This is a genomic window from Marivirga sp. (assembly GCF_051117495.1).
GTDB lineage: Bacteria > Bacteroidota > Bacteroidia > Cytophagales > Cyclobacteriaceae > Marivirga.
Map to the genome: position 1 here is coordinate 83,430 of NZ_JBNPEF010000004.1, position 18,845 is coordinate 102,274.

The window sequence follows — 18,845 nt, forward strand, 5'->3', positions numbered from 1 at the left end:
TTATGAATTTTCTCTAATTTTAAGGATCTGCCCCGGTTTTATACCATTTCCCTCCAAATTATTTATTTTTTTCAACTTCTCTACCGAAAGTCCATCAAATTTTCTGGATATGTCCCACAAAGTATCCCCATTTTGGACTCTATACTCTCCTGATTTTAAAGCTACCGATCGATTGGCGACATTATTTTGACTTATAGAAGCAAGTTGTTTGTTTACATTATCATAAAAATCATCTGCAATCCAAATATTTAATGGTTGCCCTACTCTAATCATTGTTCCCCTTAGGTTATTCCACTGCTGTAAATCCGCAATCCTGACATTGTAGGTTTGAGCAATTTTACCTAAAACGTCTCCCGGCTTTACCTTATAATTCAATTTTTGTCTTCCGTAGGTGCTGCCAACTTCATTTCTTGCCAAACGCTCAAAATGTTCTTTACCTTGACCAGCAAAACGCATAATCTCATTTAAATTTTCAACGACAAAATCCTTTTGGTTTGATGGAATACGCAATGGATACATTTTATGATGATCAGAAATTACTCCTCGCTTTAGCTCAGGGTTTAAATCATTTAATGTTTCTAAACAAATACCTGAATGCTCTGCAAATAACGACAAATTCAAAAATCCTGAAACAGAAACAGTTTCATAATCTGGCATATATTCGTATTGCTCTATGAAGATATTATGCTCCTCCAGGTAATTCATGCTATACATAATGGCAATAAATTGAGGCACGTAAGATCTGGTCTCTCTGTACAAATATGGATAGATCTCCCAAAAATTCTTTTTATAACCGCTTCTTCTAATCGCTTTCCTTACGTTTCCAGGACCTGTGTTGTAGGCGGCCAATGCCAATTGCCAATCATTATAAAAGTATTTGTAAAGAAATGTAAGATATCTGCAAGCAGCATCAGTTGCCTTTTCCATATCCATTTTTTCATCTAAATACCAATTCTCAGAAAGTCCGTAATCTAATCTTCCGGTAAGGGGCATAAATTGCCACAGACCAACGGCTCCAGCAGGAGATTTAGCCTTGGGGTTTAAGCCTGATTCCACTATAGCTAAATATTTCAACTCATCAGGTAAATCGTATTTTTCCAAATAGCGCTCAATCATTGGGAAATACTTAGTCTGTAGCTTAGCCACTTTTTTAGTGTACGCTCGATCGGTTACGGTAAAATAATTGATAAATGAATTGACCACCGGATTATAGGTTAATGGTATTTCATTTTCAATTTGGGTTAGTCTTTCTTTTACAATCTCCGGTTCATATTCGGGAACATATTCATATTGGTGAGATAATTGAATGAGATTATTTTCAGTTTCCTCGGAAACAACATTAGAATCGGCCGATAAGGAAATTGAAATCGTATCCGGAAATAATTCTTCTAGATTATAAATGATTTCTTGGCTGAATATTGGAGTCAGCGATAAGCACCAAAAAAAAACGAAAAGCCCTATTCTTTTAACCATTACACTAATTTATAATAAGATTATGATTTCATCAAATACTGAGCAAATGCATATAATTCAGTTTCTTTGAATACATCAGTCATAATTTGTAAGCCTATAGGTAGATTTTGAGCATCTACTCCATTTGGAATCGATATTGCTGGTACACCACTCACATTAGCTTGAACGGTAAAAACATCCTCCAAGTACATTTCAGCAGGATTATCTCTATTGGCCCCTAAAGGAAATGCCGTGCTTGGAGTAGTGGGCAAGACAATGAAATCATATTTTGCCAACATTTCCCTAGTTTCGTCTCTTATAATTCTTCTTACTTTTTGGGCTTTGGTGTAATAAGCATCAAAATAACTGGCGGATAGCACAAAAGTACCCAACATAATCCTACGCTTTACCTCTTCTCCAAATCCTTGAGTTCTGGAAAGCTTATACATAATTTCCATATTGTGGGCTTCCGGAGCTCTAAAACCATATCTAACTCCATCAAATCGGGATAAATTAGAACTTGCCTCGGCAGTAGTTAATATGTAATAAGTGGGCAATAAGTATTCTAAGTGTGGAAAAGTAACTTCTTCTACTTGGTGACCTTCGTTTTTCAACCAATCTAATTTGGCTATAGTAGCTTCCTTTATTTCAGATTGAAGCGCCTCATTTTCCAAGGTTTCCTTCAGGTAGGCAATCTTGAGTTTCTTATTAATCTGAAGATGATCGGCATAATTGGGCACTTCTTCTCTGGAAACAGTACTGTCATAATCATCATGCCCAGCTATTACTTCCAAAATGCGAGCATTATCCTCAATATTATTGGAAAAAATACCAATGCAGTCAAAAGAAGAAGCAAAAGCAATTAAACCGTAGCGAGAAACTCTTGAATATGTGGGTTTTATGCCCACTACCCCACAAAAAGCAGCAGGTTGCCTAACAGAACCGCCCGTATCAGATCCTAATGATGCCATGCAAAGCCCAGCTTGTACTGAAACTGCTGATGCTCCGGAAGAACCACCGGGCACTCTGGAATTATCAGCTGCGTTTAAGGTTGGGCCAAAAGCCGAATTTTCATTGGAAGAACCCATTGCAAATTCATCACAATTTTGAGCTCCAATGATAATCGCGTCTTCATCAATTAATCTTTGAACTGCCGTTCCTGTAAATTGCGATTCAAAACCTTCCAAGATCTTGGATGAAGATCTTACTATATAGCCTTTTTGAACCAATACATCTTTAATGCCTATCACTAGTCCGAATAATTTCCCTAAAGGCTGTCCTGAATCCAACTTTTCTTGAAGTTCATCTGCTTTGGCCAAAGCTTCAGTTGCATATACATCTAAAAACACATTAAGGTGCTTTTGCTCCTCAATTTGCTTTAAATAATGTTCAACAACTGATTTTAGGGAATACTTTTCTTGCTTCAGGTCAAGCCGAAGTTGTTTTAGACTGTGATAGGACTCCAATTTTATTGGTCTTTAGTATTGCTACTTTCAGTACTATCTGTTTTAGAGGTCGTGTTTTTAGTGCCTCCGTCTTCAATATTATCTTTAATCTCTGTGGTAGCATCTTTAAATTCCCTGATGCCTTTTCCTAAGCCTCTAGCAAGGTCTGGAATTCTTTTAGCACCAAAAAATATTAAAATCACCAACATGATCAAAAGGATTTCCCATCCTCCTAATCCTCCTAAAAATGCAAATACTGTGTTCATTGCTCAATTATTATAAATGTGAATGTAAAGTTAATTAATATTTAACTGCCTAAGCAATCACTCATCAAAAAATTGATGGCTTATTATTGAGAAAGCTAAAGAATGGGAGAATAGTTCAGGAAATGAAGAATTTTAACTTTTTTATTTAAGCTAACAATATTTCTGGTGGTATTTTCAATCCTTTATAAAGTGATTTTATCATATTTAGGGTTAAGCCTCTTTTTCTATTTAAAATCTCACTTACTCTACTTTGGCTTCCTAAATATTGTACCATGTCAGATTTTGACATGCCCATTTGTTCCATTCTAAATTTTATTGCATCGATAGGGTCGGGAGGAGCAATTGGATAATGCTTTATTTCATAGGCTTCCACTAAAGTAATTAATAAATCCAATTCATCCCCTTCTAGAGTATCTTTCTTAGCACCCCAGAGCTCTTCTATTCTACTTAAAGCAGATTGATAATCATTTTCGGTTTTAATCGGCCTAATTTCCATTTTCATATAGTTTTAGCATCAATTCTGTCGTATTGCTTATGAGTTCCTATAAATCGTATGAATATTGCCTGAAAATCATAATCTATGGCTACAACTAGTCGGTAGTCATTTCCTTTTATATTGAAAACAACACGACCATCTCCAATAATACTTGCATTCTTATACTGTTCTTTTAGTTCATTAGAGTTTTTCCATTCAGCTATTTTAGCATCGTGATACCAGGACCTTAATGCGACTTCAGAATCAGCGTATTCAGGTCTTTCAAAAAATTCTCTTAATGTCCTAAATGCTATAACACGCATATACAAACATAAAAAAGAATTTTATAATTCCCAATTTGGGATATCTTTGAGAGAATTTTTTTCCATCACTTCTTAAACAACCATTGCTCTGGGTTTAGTTTCTGGTTGTTTTTCCATACTTGAAATTGGATTTCCGATGTGCCGTCACTATTTGTATAAACCGTACCTAAAGACTGTTTAGCGTCCACCTTTTCACCTTTAGTTACTTTTACGTCCTTCAGTTTAGCATAAACCGTGAAATATTCACCATGTTGCACCATCACTACATTGTTCATGCCTGGAATAAAGGCTACATTTCTTACTTCTCCATCAAAAACTGCTCTTATTTCTTCATTTTCGTTGGTTTGAATATCTATACCATCATTATTAATCTGAATATTTTTATAAACAGGATGCGGATGCGTACCAAATTTTTGGGAAATAAAACCAGAGTTGACTGGCCAAAAGAGCTTATTTCTATTGCCTGCAAAAGAATCGGACAATTCTTTGGCTTCTGGTGTTAAGGCAAATTTAGTAGAAGATGCTCCTTTAGAACTTTTTTCAATTTCTTTCTTGATTAAATCTGCTATGATTTTCTCAAGATTTTCAACTGCTTTCTTCCGATCTTCTATCTCATTCTTGACCTGCTTTTCTCTTTTATTCAACTCCGCTACCAAATCGCTCTGTTGTTGTTTTAATTTGTTAAGTTCTCTGTTTCTGAATATCTGTTCTTGCAATAAAGTGCTTTTTTCTAATCTTACTTCTTCCACACTTTCCTTCTGGCTAATTAATAAGTCTTTGATCATTTCAATCTGTGCGGCTTGCTGCCTCCGCATTTTACCATAATATTCCATGTATTTGAGGCGCATGAACATTTCATAAAAAGATGATGAGGCAAAAACATAAGCTAGCTTACTTAAGGATTGATTGCTTTTCTGAGTAGCATACAACATACTAGCATATTCCGCTTTCATTTTCTCTAAGTCGGATTCCATAGAGTTAATGATACTACCGATTTCATTCAGTTTTTGATTTAATAGATTAAGCTCATTGGATATTGAATTTGTGAGGGACTGCTGTGCTTCAATTTTATAATTCAAAGCATTTAGCTGTCCAATAGTAGCTCTTTTTTTAGATGTGGTCTGACTTAATATTTTTTCAGCCTGACTGATTTTTTCCAGGTTCTCCTTCTTTTCCTTTTCAAGCTCCTCCCTTGATTTTTGAGCAAAGGCTGTATTGCCACAAAAAAAGAGAAAAACAAATAGGACTATATGGAAAAAATTAATTTTCATATTTACCTGGCACGCTAAAAGGGAAGGAAATTGGGCTATTACTTACTTCCACTTTTGAATGGTTAATTTCAACTTGTGTCGATTCTTCCGTTCCTTTGGCGATAATTTCAACATTAGTATTAAATGGAAATGCTTGATCTGCCACTATATTAAATTCGGAAAATATAATTTCCATTTTACTTCCGTCAGGAATCTCTCGAACTTTCACGTTTTCCACCTTTCTGTTCTTGGAAGATGCGCGGGTTTCCAATTCAAACCTACCTCTTTTTTGATCAATTTTCAATTCCCCTCCACGCTTGGAAAAATTATCATCTCCTTTAAAATCAAAAACTTGGTTACCTAAAATAATGGACTGAATCATTTCAAAGTCAATATCAAAATTAAGTGCATTACTTAAACTTTGATAATTATAGCGATATACATCCTTATTGACCCTATCCATAAAAACAATGGTGTCTTGGCTAATGAATCCCCTTGCCGCCTCTATTCCAAAAACTGGAGAAACTGAAATCCAAATAATACTGTCCTTCTTCATTCGGATACTAGCACTTGAGCTTAAGTTTCTATCCGGTGAGCTAAATCTGATTTTTGATTTCGCTTGTAAATAATCAAAATCAAATCTCTCAAGGGCATATTCTTCTTCCACTGAGGATGTAGGCAAAAGCTTTTTTCCACAAGAGGAGAAAATTAAAACTGCAGAGCAGATCAGTACACTAAATAGACGCATCATAATATTTTTTGTCAGCAATTTTTTTATCAATTAAATCAGAAGCCCCACCTAAAGATTTGGCTTTCTTCCATTGTTCCAATGCCTTTTCTTTTTGGCCTACCTTAAATAAAGCATCGGCATAATGTTCAATTATAGTGGCAGAATTTTGATTTTCAGCCGCTTTTTCCAAAAATTTTAAGGCTTCTTGATATTCTTCTTTCTGGAAAAGCACCCAACCATGAGTATCCAAAAAAGTGGCATTATCAGGATTGGCTTTTACCATCCTGGTAGAAAGCTCTTTGGCCCTCTCTAAATTTTTCTTTTTTAAGGACAGATAATAAGTATAATTATTAATAGCAAAATAATTATTTGGATTTGCTTTGATGGCTTCCTCATATGTTGCAAATGCCTTTTCGTATTGTTTATCAGCATGATAGGCATCTGCTAATTGAGCTGCAAAACTGCTTTTCATCCTATCATTACCATATACTATGGATTTTCCTTGCTCCCACATCATGATGGCATTCTTGAAATCTTTCAATGAAAAATGAGCGGAGCCACTATACAAATACAAAACAGGCTGATTGGGAAAATAAGAAATGGCTTCATCAGCATATTCAATTACATTTTGATAATTTTTGTTCTCCATTTCCAATGAAAGCAGGTTTTGCCAAAGCTGGAGGTTATTGCCATTGATTTTCACAGCCTTTTCATAAAAAAATTGGGCACTGTCCTTCTCATTTAAGGCAAAGTATAAATCACCATTAGCAGCATAGGCATTGGCATCATTGGAGTGAACATTTAAGATATTGTTTCCCAATTTTTTAAGCTCTGATATATTTTCACCCTTTGAAAACTTTTGAATAAGGGCAACAAAATTATTGAGCTTATCTTCCAAAGTAATTTCTTCCGAACTAAATGCCTTATCGAAGTACTTTAATGCTAAATCTATTTCATTAGTTTGTCTGTATAATTTAGCCAATTCCATTTCAGCTACTGCCTGATTAGGATGTTCAAGCAAATATTCTTGCAAATACTCAATCGCCTCTGACTTTTTATCATTGGAAACCAATATTTGCGAAACCGAAACTGCATAATCACCAACTTTTGGATAGGCCTCCACTAATCTTTTCCCCTCAGCTATCGCTTCTTTTAATTTATTCTGTTTTAAATAAATTTTTTGCTTTTGCGTACTTACTTCCTCCAAAACCCCTAAACGCTGCTCAATCCTGTTATAAGTTTTTAAAGCCATATTGGGATTTCCATTATACAGATACAGGGCCGCTAGTTCCAATAAATAATCATCAGGCGCCTCTTCATTAAGCTCATATATTTCCTCATAAGTATCTATGGCACTGGACAAATCACCTAAATCAGTATGAATTTCGGCTTTTAATACCTGATAATAATAATTATTGCTTTCTTTATCAGTTGCTTTAGAGATGTAAAAAAGTGCCTGGTCCGTATCTTCACTCTCCTTAAGGATTTTGGAAATCTGGTAATTTAAGGCTGGATTATCAGGCATAATTTGGTGCGCTTTCATAAAGCTATCCAGTGCTTTTGAAGGATTATCTATAGCCAAATAATGCATCCCTTCGACTATCAGGAATTCAACATTAAAGCGATCTACTTTTAAAGGATCGGCATCAGGCAATACTTCTTCTTGTTGAGGGGGTTCAGGAATTTGTGCTTCAGCAACAAAACCCATACCCATCAACAAAAAGATTAATGATAAAACGCTAATACTATACCCTACTTTTAAACCCACAATTTTATTATTCAACCACTTTATTATAATCCCCTATACTTAAATCTTTAGCCGCACCTTCATATTGTACAAAATTCCCTAGCATACTGTTTTTAATTTGTGCTTCAGATATGTATGAATTAGTCTGGATGATGCTATTGGCTATTCTACTTTCGCTAACCTCGGTATTATCTCCGATGGAAACGTGTGGCCCTATCACAGAGTTTTTAATAATTACATTCTCTCCTAAATAAACTGGAGGAATGATTACTGAATTCTCCACATTTGCAGAAGGGCTAATTAATTCTTCATTTTTAATAAACTCCAAATATCGCTGATTGGTATAAACAGTAGCATCTTTATTACCACAATCCAACCATTCCGTAACAGTACCCGGACGTAATTTCACGCCTTTGTCTTTCATATTCTCTAATGCCACCGTGATTTGGAATTCACCTCCCGCATCTTTAATATCATTATCCAGCAGATATTGCAACTCCTTACGTAAATCCTCTCCTTTTTGGAAATAATATATTCCAATAATGGCTAAATTGGAAACCGGAGTTTTAGGTTTCTCGATGAAATCGGTAATGATATTATCATCATTTACTTTCACTACGCCAAATGCAGAAGGGTCATCCACTTTTTGCGTCCAAATGATGCCTTCCTCAGAAGTATCCAATTTGAAATCTGCTTTAAATAACGTATCAGCAAAGGCCACTACTGTATTGCCCTCCAATAAATCTTTGGCGCACATAATGGCATGCGCAGTTCCTAAAGCTTCTTCCTGATAGTGAATAGATCCTTTTGCCCCTACTGATTCGGCTATTTTTAATAAACTATTTTCAATTTCTTTCCCAAAGGATGATTTTATGATAAATCCGATTTTATCCACTTCGCTTCCGCAAACTTTTGCAATATCCTCCACCAATCGCTGTACTATAGGTTTTCCAGCAATGGGCACTAAGGGTTTCGGTACTGTTAATGTATGTGGGCGCATGCGTTTTCCCATGCCCGCCATTGGAATAATAATGTTCATGATTTATATATTTTAAATGCTCAACCCAAGCCCCAGCCCCCTAGCTGGTTGGCTGGGAATATTCACAGATAGGCATTAGTTTTAAATTTGAATCTATGTTAATTTTAAAATTAGTAAAATTATTGTTTCAACTAATTATTACTTCAAAAACTTCCTTCTGTCCTTTTTGCTCTCTTAAAGCCCCCGAACTACCAAAGCAATACTATTAAACAATAAACTTTGAAGCAACATAGCTTGCTATAACCCTAAAAATAACCTTAGTTATTTTTCTTTGTGTTCTCTTGTCTCTTTTGTGGTGAAAATTTGCTAACGTCAATTAATACTAACAAACATTCTTTTTTAACCACAAAAGGAACAAAACCTGCCTGCCGCAGGCAGGGAAAACAAAGGGTTTTTGCTTTAGCGAAAACTATTTAAGCATGTTTCCTTACTTTGATAGTATTGGTAAATTAAAGATTTTTGTCTATTTCCCCGTACTCCCAAATCCACCAGCACTTCTTTCAGAATCTTCCAAACTTTCCACCAACTCCCAATTAATCTGCTCATGCTTGGCAATGACCATTTGAGCAACTCTTTCACCTGACTCAATTAAAAAGGATTCATCGGATAAATTCACTAGCAATATTTTAATTTCCCCTCTGTAATCTGCATCAATTGTGCCAGGACTATTCAAAACCGTAATGCCATGCTTGAATGCCAAACCACTTCTAGGACGAATCTGTGCCTCATAACCCTCCGGTAGTTCCATGAACAAACCTGTGGGCACTAATATCCGCTCCATAGGTTTTAAAGTGATAGACTCATTCAAATGAGCTCTTAAATCCAAACCAGCTGCACTTTGCGTTTGATAAGCCGGTAATTCATGAGTTGATTTATTAATAACTTTTACTTGCATCATTTATTTTTCTTAACTCAAAAGTATCATTTTAATTTTTTGGAAAAAATCCTTTTGCGTTCATAAAAAAACATTGCAGCCGCATAAAGCAAGCTAATTATGATTCCCAAAGTATAATTCCAAATTATTGATGTTGGTTTAAAGTAAAAAAACAAAGTAATTAATGCTCCTGCCAACAATACATTTATAAATATTTTCTTTACGGGATACGGGATATAAAAATATTTTTGCCCAGCAAAATAGCAATAAACCATCATACTAAAATAAGCTAAAACTGAGGTTAAAGCCGCACCGGTATAGCCTAAAACCGGAATCAACAAAATATTCCCAAGTAAAGCCACTCCGCCACCTACTAAACTGATATAAACCCCATAATAGGTTTTATCGGTTATTTTAAACCATATACTGAGGTTGATATAAACTCCGAAGAATAATTTCCCTAACAATAAAACAGGCACCAAAAATAATGCTTCTCTGTAAGCTTCATCACTTAAAAAAATTCTTCCGATTAAATCCGCATTGAGGCTTACCCCTACCCATAATAATAAACATAGAGTCACAAAATAATAGAGCACTTTGGCAAATAGCTCAGGTGCTTCTTTATCTTCTGCTTGACTGAAAAAAAATGGTTCACCAGCATAACGGAAAGCTTGAATAGCCAAAGCCATAAAAATACTTAATTTGAAGGTGGCCACATATATGCCTAAAGCTGCTTTAGAAGTTTTACCGACATAGAAATTCTCGGGCAATAAATATTCAAAAATAACTTTATCCAATTGATCAACTGCTATTCCTGCTACGCCCATCAGCAAGATAGGAAATGCATAAACCAGCATTTTCTTGGTCTTAGCCCAATTGAATTGTAATCGGGTTAAGAAAATTTCTTTATATAAAATCACAACCATTGATATGTTAGCTAATAAATTTGCAAGAAATACATAGCCTATATCATAAGGTTTTTGAGACTCCCATTCAATGATTCCTAATTTCGCTAGAAAAGGAAAGAACATCAAAAACAATAAATTAAATAATATATTGAGGGCGATGCTACTTAACCTAGTGAAAGCAAACTTTTTGGCTTTATGAGCTAATCGAAGTTTTGCCAATGGAATAGCGACTATCGCATCCACAAAAAAGATGACTGCCAGATAACGGACAATGTATGTTTCAACAGATAATTCAAGAAATTGAATGATTTGCTCCGCGAATAAGAAGATGGCTCCACTAAAGAGAACGGAAGTAAATAATATAGCCGTAAATGCTTGTGAATAATAGCTTTCCGAATTTTCTTTAGTCGTAAAACGGAAATAAGCAGTTTCCATTCCGTAGGTATAAATAATATTTAGGAAAGCTGCATAAGCATATAATTTGCCTATACTTCCAAATTGCTCTGTGACAAAAACTGCCGTATGCAAGGGCACCAACAAATAATTCAAAACCCTGCCTAGAATACTAGGCAATCCATATAACCCGGCTTCAGATGCTAATTTTTTCAGTGGATTCATGGGTAGAGGTTGGAAGTTGGGTGTTGGAAGAAGGAAGTTGAGAGTTTAAAGTTGGAAGATAGAAGATGGAAGTAGGAAGTTGAGAGACAGAGATTAAAAATAGGGAGATGACTACCAAAACGATAATTAAACTCCCTATTTACCATATCTTTATAATTATTAATTAAAAAATTATTAATTATTAATTAAATCTACTCTCCTTTAAATTCCGCTGCTCTTTTCTCTAAAAAGGCTTTTGTACCTTCTTTGAAATCTTCGGATTTGCAACAAGCGGCAAAGCTATTGGCTTCTGTTTGATAACCATTTTCTTCGCCTGTATAATATGCATTTACGCTATCTATCACCATGCCAATGGCTAAAGGTGCTTTACTGTTGATTTTACTCAAAATAGCGTTGGCCAAAGTCATCAATTCCTCCTGATTTTCTGCTATATGGTTCACTAAACCTAAACTTTTAGCCTCTTCTGCACCTATGAAATCAGCTGTCATCATTAACTCTAATGCTTTTCCTTTACCGATTAATTGCGTTAATCTCTGCGTACCTCCATAACCTGGTATGATCCCAAGATTTACCTCTGGCTGACCAAATTTAGCATTAGGAGTTGCAATACGCATATGACAAGCCATTGCAAGCTCACAACCTCCGCCCAGAGCGAAGCCATTGACAGCCGCCAAGACAGGTTTGTGACATTTTTCTATCATTTCAAAAACTTCCTGACCGTTTTCAGAGAATTTTCTGCCATTCATTTCATTCAATTCTGATATTTCAGAAATATCAGCACCCGCCACAAAAGCTTTTTCACCAGCTCCAGTTAAAATGACAGATTTTACTTCATTATTATCATAAATATCTTGGAAAGCTTCACGCAATTCTTCTATAGTGGCGATATTTAAGGCATTTAGTTTTTCGGCTCTGTTGATGGTGATGGTTAGTACACCCTTATCATTAGCCAGTTGTAGGTTTTCAAAATCAGCCATAAATGAATTATAGTTTTATTAGTCTGCAAATATAGCGCATGCAGACCCAATCACAAAGGGCTATTTACTTTAATGATAATTTGAAGATTGGTATAATTAGATTTTAAAAGGTTTAATCGAGAGAAATCGATGGTTCAACGGAAAACATAAATGCTTAACATCCAAAAAATATGAAGTGGTCGTAAATTAGGTGTATCATGTAAGAAAAATACGCTTTTCCCTAATTGATTTTCATATACTTATAGGTGAATCCCGTATATTTGCATATATAATTTTATGATTATGAAAAAGATTTTACTCATTATTTTAATTTTCATTGTTTTATTTAACTATTTGGAAGCAGCAACATACGAAACCTGCAATTCTGGAGAAGTAGGAAATAATGCTGGGCAGACTGATGCCAGATTTTCTTTAAATGGTGGAGCATGTGATATAAATCCAAGAGATATTACTTTTGTAGCTGGGGATGAGATCATAATAACTGACGGAAATGATTTAACTATTGCATCCAATTGGCAAATTGGAGTTGATATTACTTTTAGAGTAAGATCAAATTTATATTTCAACAATGGTAAACTTGACTTAACAGAGAATTCACAGCTAATATTAGAAGAAGGTGCTAATTTAGCTTGCATTGATGATGCTGGTAATGAAACTGAATGCCCAAATAATGACCAAATAAACATAGGAGAAACAAAATTTAAAGGATCTGATATTGACGATGCTGACGATACACCTAGGCCAACAACAGTAAATAAAGATGGAGCCCTTCCTATCGAACTAAAATCTTTCATAGCCTCAAAATCAAATCAAAACATTAATTTAGATTGGGTAACCGCCAAAGAAGAAAACTTTTCTCACTTTGAAATTGAGCGTTCTGTTGACCAGAATAACTGGGAGCCAATTGGCTTTGTTCAAGGGTTAGGAGAAAGTAATTCCGATGTAAATTATAACTTTACAGACAGGAATGCTCCTTTTGGAGTCATCTATTATAGATTAAAAGCAGTGGATATTGATGCAACTTTTGAATACTCTCCTGTTGTAAAAGTAGAAGTTGGTTTTGAGGGGAAACTAGCGGTTTCGCCCAATCCAGTGAAAGATGCTTCTAAATTGAAAATACAAGTACCGAGCGAATTTAGAGAGGATTTGGCTTATGTAGGTTTATTTGACTTATCTGGTGTTAAAGTGCAGGAATTTAGAAATTTTAATACTGATGGTTCTTTACATATTAATCAGAAATTAAAATCTGGTATGTATATTTTGAAAGTGAATCATAATGGTTTGCAGGAGAATATTAGGGTCATAGTCCAATAAGAGAAGCGTATAGTATTTTTTAGATGATCCAAGCGAGACGCTTGAACCAGAATAAGCCTAGCCTAAGCCCTCTACCCCCCAAAGGAGGAATGGGCGCACAGATTAAATTTTGTATTTTAATTTGAAATTGATCTATCTTCGAATGATAATTAAGACAAAGAAAATTCATCATCATGCAACAATAGGGGAAGCCTCGCAGCAATGTGGGGCTTTTTTGTTTCAAGTATTAAGGTGTGGAAGTCTAGAGGTATTTATGTATTATAGATTCTGACTAACTCGTCCTAAATGAGTTCAAAGACCAAAAAATAAAGCACATCAATTCATGATAAAAGCTAAAATTTTATAACCCAAGAAAATATACCTATAATTTAAATAAAATCAGTTTAAATCACTAAAATAGATTTTTCAGAACGCAATACTTATAAACTTACAAATCTTATCACTTCAACACATGAGAATTAATTAAAATCAAACTCATCCGTAGAGGCTTCTGGAACTTCTTTCTCATCTTTAATCTCGACTTCTACTGTTCCTTTTTTGAACTGCGCTTCTTCTTGTTCTCTTATTCTTCTGGCTATTTCTTTATCGTATTCGGTTACTTTGAATTCAGTTCTACGGTTGGTTTCATGTTCTTCTTCCGTTTGGGCATCTTCAATGATTAACTGACTTTCACCATAACCCCTAGCCTTAATTCTGGAAGGATCAATACCCTGAGAAATAATATAAGCCACAGCAGATTCCGCCCTTCTTCTTGATAAGTCTTGGTTATATGCCGCCTCTCCTCTGGCATCCGTATGAGAACTTAACTCTATTTTAATAGGAGGATTATCTTTTAAAATCGTCACTAATTGATCCAATTCAATAGCCGCGTCTGCACGAATATTTGCGGAATCGAAATCATAATAGATATTTTCTAGCTCAAATGCTTTATCAAGAATAATCTCTTCCAATAAAATTTCTGTTTCGAACACTTTATTGGTGATTAATGAATTCAATTGGCTTTTATCCAATGTTTTCCCAACCGTAGAAAAGGTTTTTCTGGTAGTAAAATAATTATCCCTTTCTGCAATTATGAAATACTCCTCTTCTTCAGATACCCTAAAGTTGAATTTACCGTCTTGTCCAGTTAGTATTTCTCCAAGTAAAATACTGTCCTGTGAAAAAATCCTGACGCTTACTCCAGGCAGAATTACTTCTTCATCATTTGAATTATGGGTGGTGGTTACACCTTCAAGGAAATAGTTGACAATTTTAAGGTTAGGGTCTTCATTTTTGAAAGTATAAATATCATCTCTGCCCTCTCCCCCAGGTCGGTCACTTGAAAAGAATCCCCTGTCAGGTGAATACATAAAAACCGCAAAATCATCTTTATTTGAATTCATTGGTTTCCCCAAATGAGAAATTGTAATATCTCCTCCTTTTCTTTCCGCAACGAAAATATCTAATTTCCCTAAACCCGGATGCCCATTAGAAGAAAAATACAATTTACCATCTTGAGAGGTAGAGGGAAACATTTCATCTTCTGGCGTATTGATTTTATCTCCCAAGTTCCTAACATTACCCCATTGCCCTCTGCTGTTTACGGTAGCAGAATACAAATCAACGCCTCCAAATCCACCTTCTCGGGTGGAGGAAAAGTACAATGTCCTACCGTCTTCACTAAAAGCGGGTGTAGAATTCCAAGCTTCTGGATCGTTTATCCTCATTAATTCTGGCTCTGACCACTTACCATTTCTATAACGAGTAATATATAGATTAACGTCATTCAAACCTTTTCTTTTCCCAGTGTTGCCTCTAGCAAAAACCATGGTTCTTCCACGAGAATCTATAGCTACAGAACCCTCATTTGCATCAGTCCAATTTATAATTGGAGGTAATTTCTCGATTGTAGTAGTGTCTACATTAGCTCCCTTTGATTTTACTTTGTAAATGTCTGAAAAATTATCACCTGTGGCTTTATAAATTCTGCCACCTTCATCACGGGTAGAGGTAAAGTATAGCTCATCATCATGAAAAAAAGGAGCATATTCGGCAGCAGGAGTATTAATTTCATCCAGATTTTTTACCGTATAAAAGGTTTGATCTTCAAGGATTTCATCAATATTGTAAAGATTTTTCAACTGAAATTCTGCTAATCTCTTAATTTCGGGATTATTGGCATTGGGCAAATAATTCTCCAGTACCTCTTTGGCTTCTTTATAGGACGAATTTGATTTTAATGCCAGTGCATAATTATAAAATACTTCATCTTCTCTATAGCCTGAATCAATGGCGGCTTCATAGAATGGGGCTGAAATTTCCAATCTGTTGGACAACCTGTAGGATTCGGCTGTTTTAAATAATGCTTGTGCTGCATTATCATTTTTCTTTACTGCCTGTTTATATAAATTAATAGCAGAATTAAATTCTCCTTTCTCAAATTTCTTCTCTGCTTTTTTATAAACAGAACATGCATTCAAAAATAAGAAAGTTATAAAAATTAATATTTGAGCAGTATTCTTCAAAAATTGATCCCTCGGTTTTTAAATTAAACGAAAAAGTTGCAAAAATTATACTTTTGCTTTCAAAAATCTAGCCATCCAGCTATCCCCCACTGGAATCAACCAACTTGATTCGAAATCTCCTTTATTGCTTACCATATTGTTAAAGGTTAATAAGTCAGGAGTAATCTCTTCTGCCTCTATCTTTGATTTAATAGAAGGCAGGTTTTCTAAAAATACCTGATTATCCTTTAGAAAAGCTATTTTACTTTTATCAAGCAAATTTAGCTTTAATTCGTTTTCCAAAGCCTTAATAAAATGAACTGATTTATCTATAGAGCAACCTGTAGCCGGTGCTTGAGTTTCATCTACTGCCAACACTATAAACTGATTATACTTAACCTCAATAGATGCATTTAGTGCTTTATTATGAGCAGTCCAGGATTTAACAAATTCTATCCCATTATCAAGTATAAACTTCTTTTCATCATCACTAAAAGCTCTATCTGCTTGATAAACCCACAGTCTTGAACTTTTATCTAAATCATCAAAATTAGTGTACATATATAAATTATTTTAAATTATTTAAAGCTTATGCCTTTACGAAATTATGGTGACTTTAAACCAAATATAAATTTCACAAATTAACGATTGTTAAAGTTAATAAGTTCGAGGGAATTAATTGGATAAGAGAAACAGAGTTTATAAAACATATTTGATTTAACCTTATTATGCCTGGTTTGGATTTAGTTTACAAGAATTTTGCACTTACCAAACCTTAACAGATTATATCACCATTAAATCCTTAATCTCGATCGGTGTGCCACCGACCGAGGATAAGGACCATGGTTAGTGGCAGACCAACCATTTCAGCTTTTAACATTACATGGATTATAACTCTTTGACTATAAAGTTCATCAAGTTAGCATTCCGCCATCTACCTGAATGACTTGACCGGTAATATAAGCAGACATATCCGATCCCAAGAAAACACATAAATCTGCAACATCTTCAGGTCTTCCGCCCCTTTTCAACGGAATGGCATCTCTCCATCCTTGAACTGTTTTTTCATCCAAGGCATCCGTCATTTCCGTTTCGATAAAGCCGGGAGCAATGGCATTTGAACGGATATTTCTTGACCCTAATTCTAAAGCAACAGATTTAGTGAAACCAATAATTCCTGCTTTGGAAGCAGCATAATTGGCTTGCCCAGGATTTCCTTTGATCCCAACAACAGAGGTCATATTGATAATGGAACCGCTTTTTTGCTTCATAAAAGTTCTATTGGCGGCTTTTACGGTATTGAAGCAAGATTTTAAATTAATATTGATGACATCATCCCACATTTCTTCTGTCATGCGCATCAAAAGATTATCTTTAGTAATCCCAGCATTATTAACCAATATATCTAGGCTTCCAAAATCTGAAACAACACTGGCAATCAGTTCTTCCGCTGCCTTAAAATCAGAAGCATCCGAACGATAGCCTTTTACTTTTACACCATAAGCATCTGCTAATTCTTTTTCTAAAGCCTGCCCTTTTTCAACACTCGATAAAAAAGTAAAAGCTACATTAGCACCTTGCTCAGCATATTTTTCAGCAATTGATTTACCTATTCCTTTTGAAGCACCTGTAATCAGTGCAGTTTTTCCTTCTAATAGTTTTGTCATAATCGGTTTGTAGTTGATTGTAAAAAGCCTAAAATTACAAGGAATAAGCTAATTAAGAAAATGAAAGATGAAATAGAGGGAAAAAGTATGATTGAAAGATATGAGTGGCTACTATTTGGTGGACTCCTATTGCTTGCATTAGGCATTCATATTTACAGTACTTTTGGTGGTTTAATCTGGACATCAGACTCCTTTCATTATTGGGCCGCCTCTCGAAGTTTTCAGATAGAAAGAATATTTATTGCATGGGATGGTGGAACATATACCTTTTGGCCTCCTCTTTTTCCTATTATTTTGAGTCTCTTTAATGAAACAGCCAATTATATTTTCCACATAATTTGCTTTATATCTTCTTTATTATTCATCTATTTATTTTTTAAACAGCTATATGAAAAAAATATAGCCTTATTAAGTTTAGGGATTTTCACCTTTAGTGTATATCCATATTTAATGAGTAGTTTCTTATGGTCAGAAACGATTTTCACTTTCTTACTATTTTCAGGATTATACTATTATCAAAATTGGCTTCAATACAAGCAGAAAAATTACAGTTTAATTCTATCTTCAATTCTACTTGCTTTAATGTGTTTACAAAGAAATGCTGGCGTATTTATAATAGTTGGCCTTTCAGTGTATTGTCTTATTATTTCTATAAAGGAAAAGAACTGGAAATTTTTGACTAAAATGGCTTTGGTTCATATACTGATAGTTGCCCCAAGTATTTTTTGGAATATAAACCAAAAAATCCAATTCCCTGAAGAATTTAATTTCTCTGATAGACCATTTGCAGTAGATTTTTTTATAAATCTTAAAACACTTTCGATTGAATTCTTAAGTTTTTTTATTCCATTAAAAGGAGAAGTATTTCCCTTAATAGCAGTAATATTATTCCTGCTTCTAACAACAATTTTTTTAATTCAAAAAACTAAAACACTTCCGTTAGCCATTTTTATGGGTTATATAATTTTATTTTTAACCATGCCAAAATTTGAACTAGGTGAAACAGGAAGATTTTTAGCCCCGATTTTTCCGATCATAATTTTACAATTGACACTACTATCCAAAGAAGCTTTGTCTAAATTTAATTCCCGAAAAATCAAAGTAATGATTTCAATAGTATTGGTTTCAATATTATTGTATAATATAGCCAGAACTGCCAAAAATGTAAGTCAATGGAATTATAGAAGTATTCATCATCCTAAGTCAGCTAAAATTTTTTTCTAGCCCCTTTTCCATTAAATTTGTCTGCAAATAAAAAAGAATCCAAAAATTAATTT

The 18,845-nt window shown here is 34.6% G+C and carries 17 protein-coding genes; 2 read left to right on the plus strand and 15 right to left on the minus strand.

Translation table 11 applies throughout. From position 1 onward, the window contains the following. From ACFE0M_RS01485 to ACFE0M_RS01540, 12 genes are all read right to left on the minus strand, one after another. On the minus strand, positions 1-1,473 hold the full coding sequence (locus tag ACFE0M_RS01485; RefSeq protein ID WP_434543970.1) for a LysM peptidoglycan-binding domain-containing protein: 1,473 nt from the start codon (positions 1,471-1,473) through the stop codon (positions 1-3). Positions 1,474-1,493: 20 nt separating this feature from the next. Next, positions 1,494-2,918: an Asp-tRNA(Asn)/Glu-tRNA(Gln) amidotransferase subunit GatA gene (gene gatA, locus ACFE0M_RS01490; RefSeq protein WP_434543971.1), complete on the minus strand. Its 1,425-nt coding sequence runs from the start codon at positions 2,916-2,918 to the stop codon at positions 1,494-1,496. A 2-nt stretch (positions 2,919-2,920) separates the two neighbouring features. Beyond that, entirely contained in the window at positions 2,921-3,163 is a 243-nt protein-coding gene (locus tag ACFE0M_RS01495) for a Sec-independent protein translocase subunit TatA/TatB (protein WP_013455447.1), read from the minus strand. A 145-nt stretch (positions 3,164-3,308) separates the two neighbouring features. Then, the gene (locus tag ACFE0M_RS01500; RefSeq protein ID WP_434543972.1) at positions 3,309-3,659 is read right to left on the minus strand and encodes a helix-turn-helix domain-containing protein; all 351 of its coding nucleotides are present in this window, start codon (positions 3,657-3,659) and stop codon (positions 3,309-3,311) included. Between the two features lie 2 nt (positions 3,660-3,661). Next, entirely contained in the window at positions 3,662-3,961 is a 300-nt protein-coding gene (locus tag ACFE0M_RS01505; RefSeq protein WP_434543973.1) for a type II toxin-antitoxin system HigB family toxin, read from the minus strand. Between the two features lie 65 nt (positions 3,962-4,026). Continuing rightward, on the minus strand, positions 4,027-5,232 hold the full coding sequence (locus tag ACFE0M_RS01510; protein ID WP_434543974.1) for a murein hydrolase activator EnvC family protein: 1,206 nt from the start codon (positions 5,230-5,232) through the stop codon (positions 4,027-4,029). Next, the gene (locus ACFE0M_RS01515) at positions 5,222-5,962 is read right to left on the minus strand and encodes a DUF4292 domain-containing protein (protein WP_434543975.1); all 741 of its coding nucleotides are present in this window, start codon (positions 5,960-5,962) and stop codon (positions 5,222-5,224) included. Before ACFE0M_RS01515 ends, ACFE0M_RS01510 begins: the two co-directional genes overlap by 11 nt. Beyond that, positions 5,946-7,724 carry a tetratricopeptide repeat protein gene (locus ACFE0M_RS01520; RefSeq protein WP_434543976.1) on the minus strand — a complete coding sequence of 593 codons (1,779 nt, stop codon included), beginning with the start codon at positions 7,722-7,724 and terminating at the stop codon, positions 5,946-5,948. The genes ACFE0M_RS01515 and ACFE0M_RS01520 overlap by 17 nt, the downstream gene beginning before the upstream one ends. Further along, complete coding sequence (locus ACFE0M_RS01525; RefSeq protein WP_434543977.1) at positions 7,717-8,727, minus strand: sugar phosphate nucleotidyltransferase; 1,011 nt, start codon at positions 8,725-8,727, stop codon at positions 7,717-7,719. The genes ACFE0M_RS01520 and ACFE0M_RS01525 overlap by 8 nt, the downstream gene beginning before the upstream one ends. A 463-nt stretch (positions 8,728-9,190) precedes the next feature. After that, on the minus strand, positions 9,191-9,622 hold the full coding sequence (dut, locus tag ACFE0M_RS01530; RefSeq protein ID WP_434544370.1) for a dUTP diphosphatase: 432 nt from the start codon (positions 9,620-9,622) through the stop codon (positions 9,191-9,193). 26 nt (positions 9,623-9,648) lie between these two features. Then, positions 9,649-11,127, minus strand: a complete 1,479-nt coding sequence (locus ACFE0M_RS01535; RefSeq protein ID WP_434543978.1) for a lipopolysaccharide biosynthesis protein — start codon at positions 11,125-11,127, stop codon at positions 9,649-9,651. A 191-nt stretch (positions 11,128-11,318) separates the two neighbouring features. Further along, a complete protein-coding gene (locus tag ACFE0M_RS01540; RefSeq protein ID WP_434543980.1) occupies positions 11,319-12,104 on the minus strand; it encodes an enoyl-CoA hydratase/isomerase family protein in 786 nt (261 codons plus the stop codon). 282 nt (positions 12,105-12,386) lie between these two features. Here ACFE0M_RS01540 and ACFE0M_RS01545 point away from each other — a divergent pair, with 282 nt between their 5' ends. Then, positions 12,387-13,418 carry a T9SS type A sorting domain-containing protein gene (locus ACFE0M_RS01545; RefSeq protein ID WP_434543981.1) on the plus strand — a complete coding sequence of 344 codons (1,032 nt, stop codon included), beginning with the start codon at positions 12,387-12,389 and terminating at the stop codon, positions 13,416-13,418. Between the two features lie 458 nt (positions 13,419-13,876). Here ACFE0M_RS01545 and ACFE0M_RS01550 read toward each other — a convergent pair whose 3' ends face one another. The 3 genes from ACFE0M_RS01550 to fabG all read right to left on the minus strand — a co-directional run bounded on the left by ACFE0M_RS01550 (position 13,877) and on the right by fabG (position 17,568). After that, a complete protein-coding gene (locus ACFE0M_RS01550; protein WP_434543982.1) occupies positions 13,877-15,922 on the minus strand; it encodes an OmpA family protein in 2,046 nt (681 codons plus the stop codon). Positions 15,923-15,967: 45 nt separating this feature from the next. Further along, entirely contained in the window at positions 15,968-16,462 is a 495-nt protein-coding gene (locus ACFE0M_RS01555) for a hypothetical protein (RefSeq protein WP_434543983.1), read from the minus strand. Between the two features lie 353 nt (positions 16,463-16,815). After that, positions 16,816-17,568, minus strand: a complete 753-nt coding sequence (gene fabG / locus ACFE0M_RS01560; RefSeq protein ID WP_434543984.1) for a 3-oxoacyl-[acyl-carrier-protein] reductase — start codon at positions 17,566-17,568, stop codon at positions 16,816-16,818. Between the two features lie 60 nt (positions 17,569-17,628). On the opposite strand from fabG, the gene ACFE0M_RS01565 reads away from it, so the two are divergent. Continuing rightward, positions 17,629-18,792: a glycosyltransferase family 39 protein gene (locus ACFE0M_RS01565; RefSeq protein ID WP_434543985.1), complete on the plus strand. Its 1,164-nt coding sequence runs from the start codon at positions 17,629-17,631 to the stop codon at positions 18,790-18,792. The last annotated feature ends 53 nt before the right edge of the window (positions 18,793-18,845 follow it).

Coding starts and splice junctions, on each gene's coding strand:
- ACFE0M_RS01485 (WP_434543970.1), bottom strand. CDS start 1,473: ATGGTTAAAAGAATAGGGCTTTTCGTTTTTTTTTGGTGCTTATCGCTG.
- ACFE0M_RS01495 (WP_013455447.1), bottom strand. CDS start 3,163: ATGAACACAGTATTTGCATTTTTAGGAGGATTAGGAGGATGGGAAATC.
- ACFE0M_RS01500 (WP_434543972.1), bottom strand. CDS start 3,659: ATGGAAATTAGGCCGATTAAAACCGAAAATGATTATCAATCTGCTTTA.
- ACFE0M_RS01505 (WP_434543973.1), bottom strand. CDS start 3,961: ATGCGTGTTATAGCATTTAGGACATTAAGAGAATTTTTTGAAAGACCT.
- ACFE0M_RS01510 (WP_434543974.1), bottom strand. CDS start 5,232: ATGAAAATTAATTTTTTCCATATAGTCCTATTTGTTTTTCTCTTTTTT.
- ACFE0M_RS01515 (WP_434543975.1), bottom strand. CDS start 5,962: ATGATGCGTCTATTTAGTGTACTGATCTGCTCTGCAGTTTTAATTTTC.
- ACFE0M_RS01525 (WP_434543977.1), bottom strand. CDS start 8,727: ATGAACATTATTATTCCAATGGCGGGCATGGGAAAACGCATGCGCCCA.
- dut (WP_434544370.1), bottom strand. CDS start 9,622: ATGCAAGTAAAAGTTATTAATAAATCAACTCATGAATTACCGGCTTAT.
- ACFE0M_RS01535 (WP_434543978.1), bottom strand. CDS start 11,127: ATGAATCCACTGAAAAAATTAGCATCTGAAGCCGGGTTATATGGATTG.
- ACFE0M_RS01540 (WP_434543980.1), bottom strand. CDS start 12,104: ATGGCTGATTTTGAAAACCTACAACTGGCTAATGATAAGGGTGTACTA.
- ACFE0M_RS01545 (WP_434543981.1), top strand. CDS start 12,387: ATGAAAAAGATTTTACTCATTATTTTAATTTTCATTGTTTTATTTAAC.
- ACFE0M_RS01555 (WP_434543983.1), bottom strand. CDS start 16,462: ATGTACACTAATTTTGATGATTTAGATAAAAGTTCAAGACTGTGGGTT.
- fabG (WP_434543984.1), bottom strand. CDS start 17,568: ATGACAAAACTATTAGAAGGAAAAACTGCACTGATTACAGGTGCTTCA.
- ACFE0M_RS01565 (WP_434543985.1), top strand. CDS start 17,629: ATGAAAGATGAAATAGAGGGAAAAAGTATGATTGAAAGATATGAGTGG.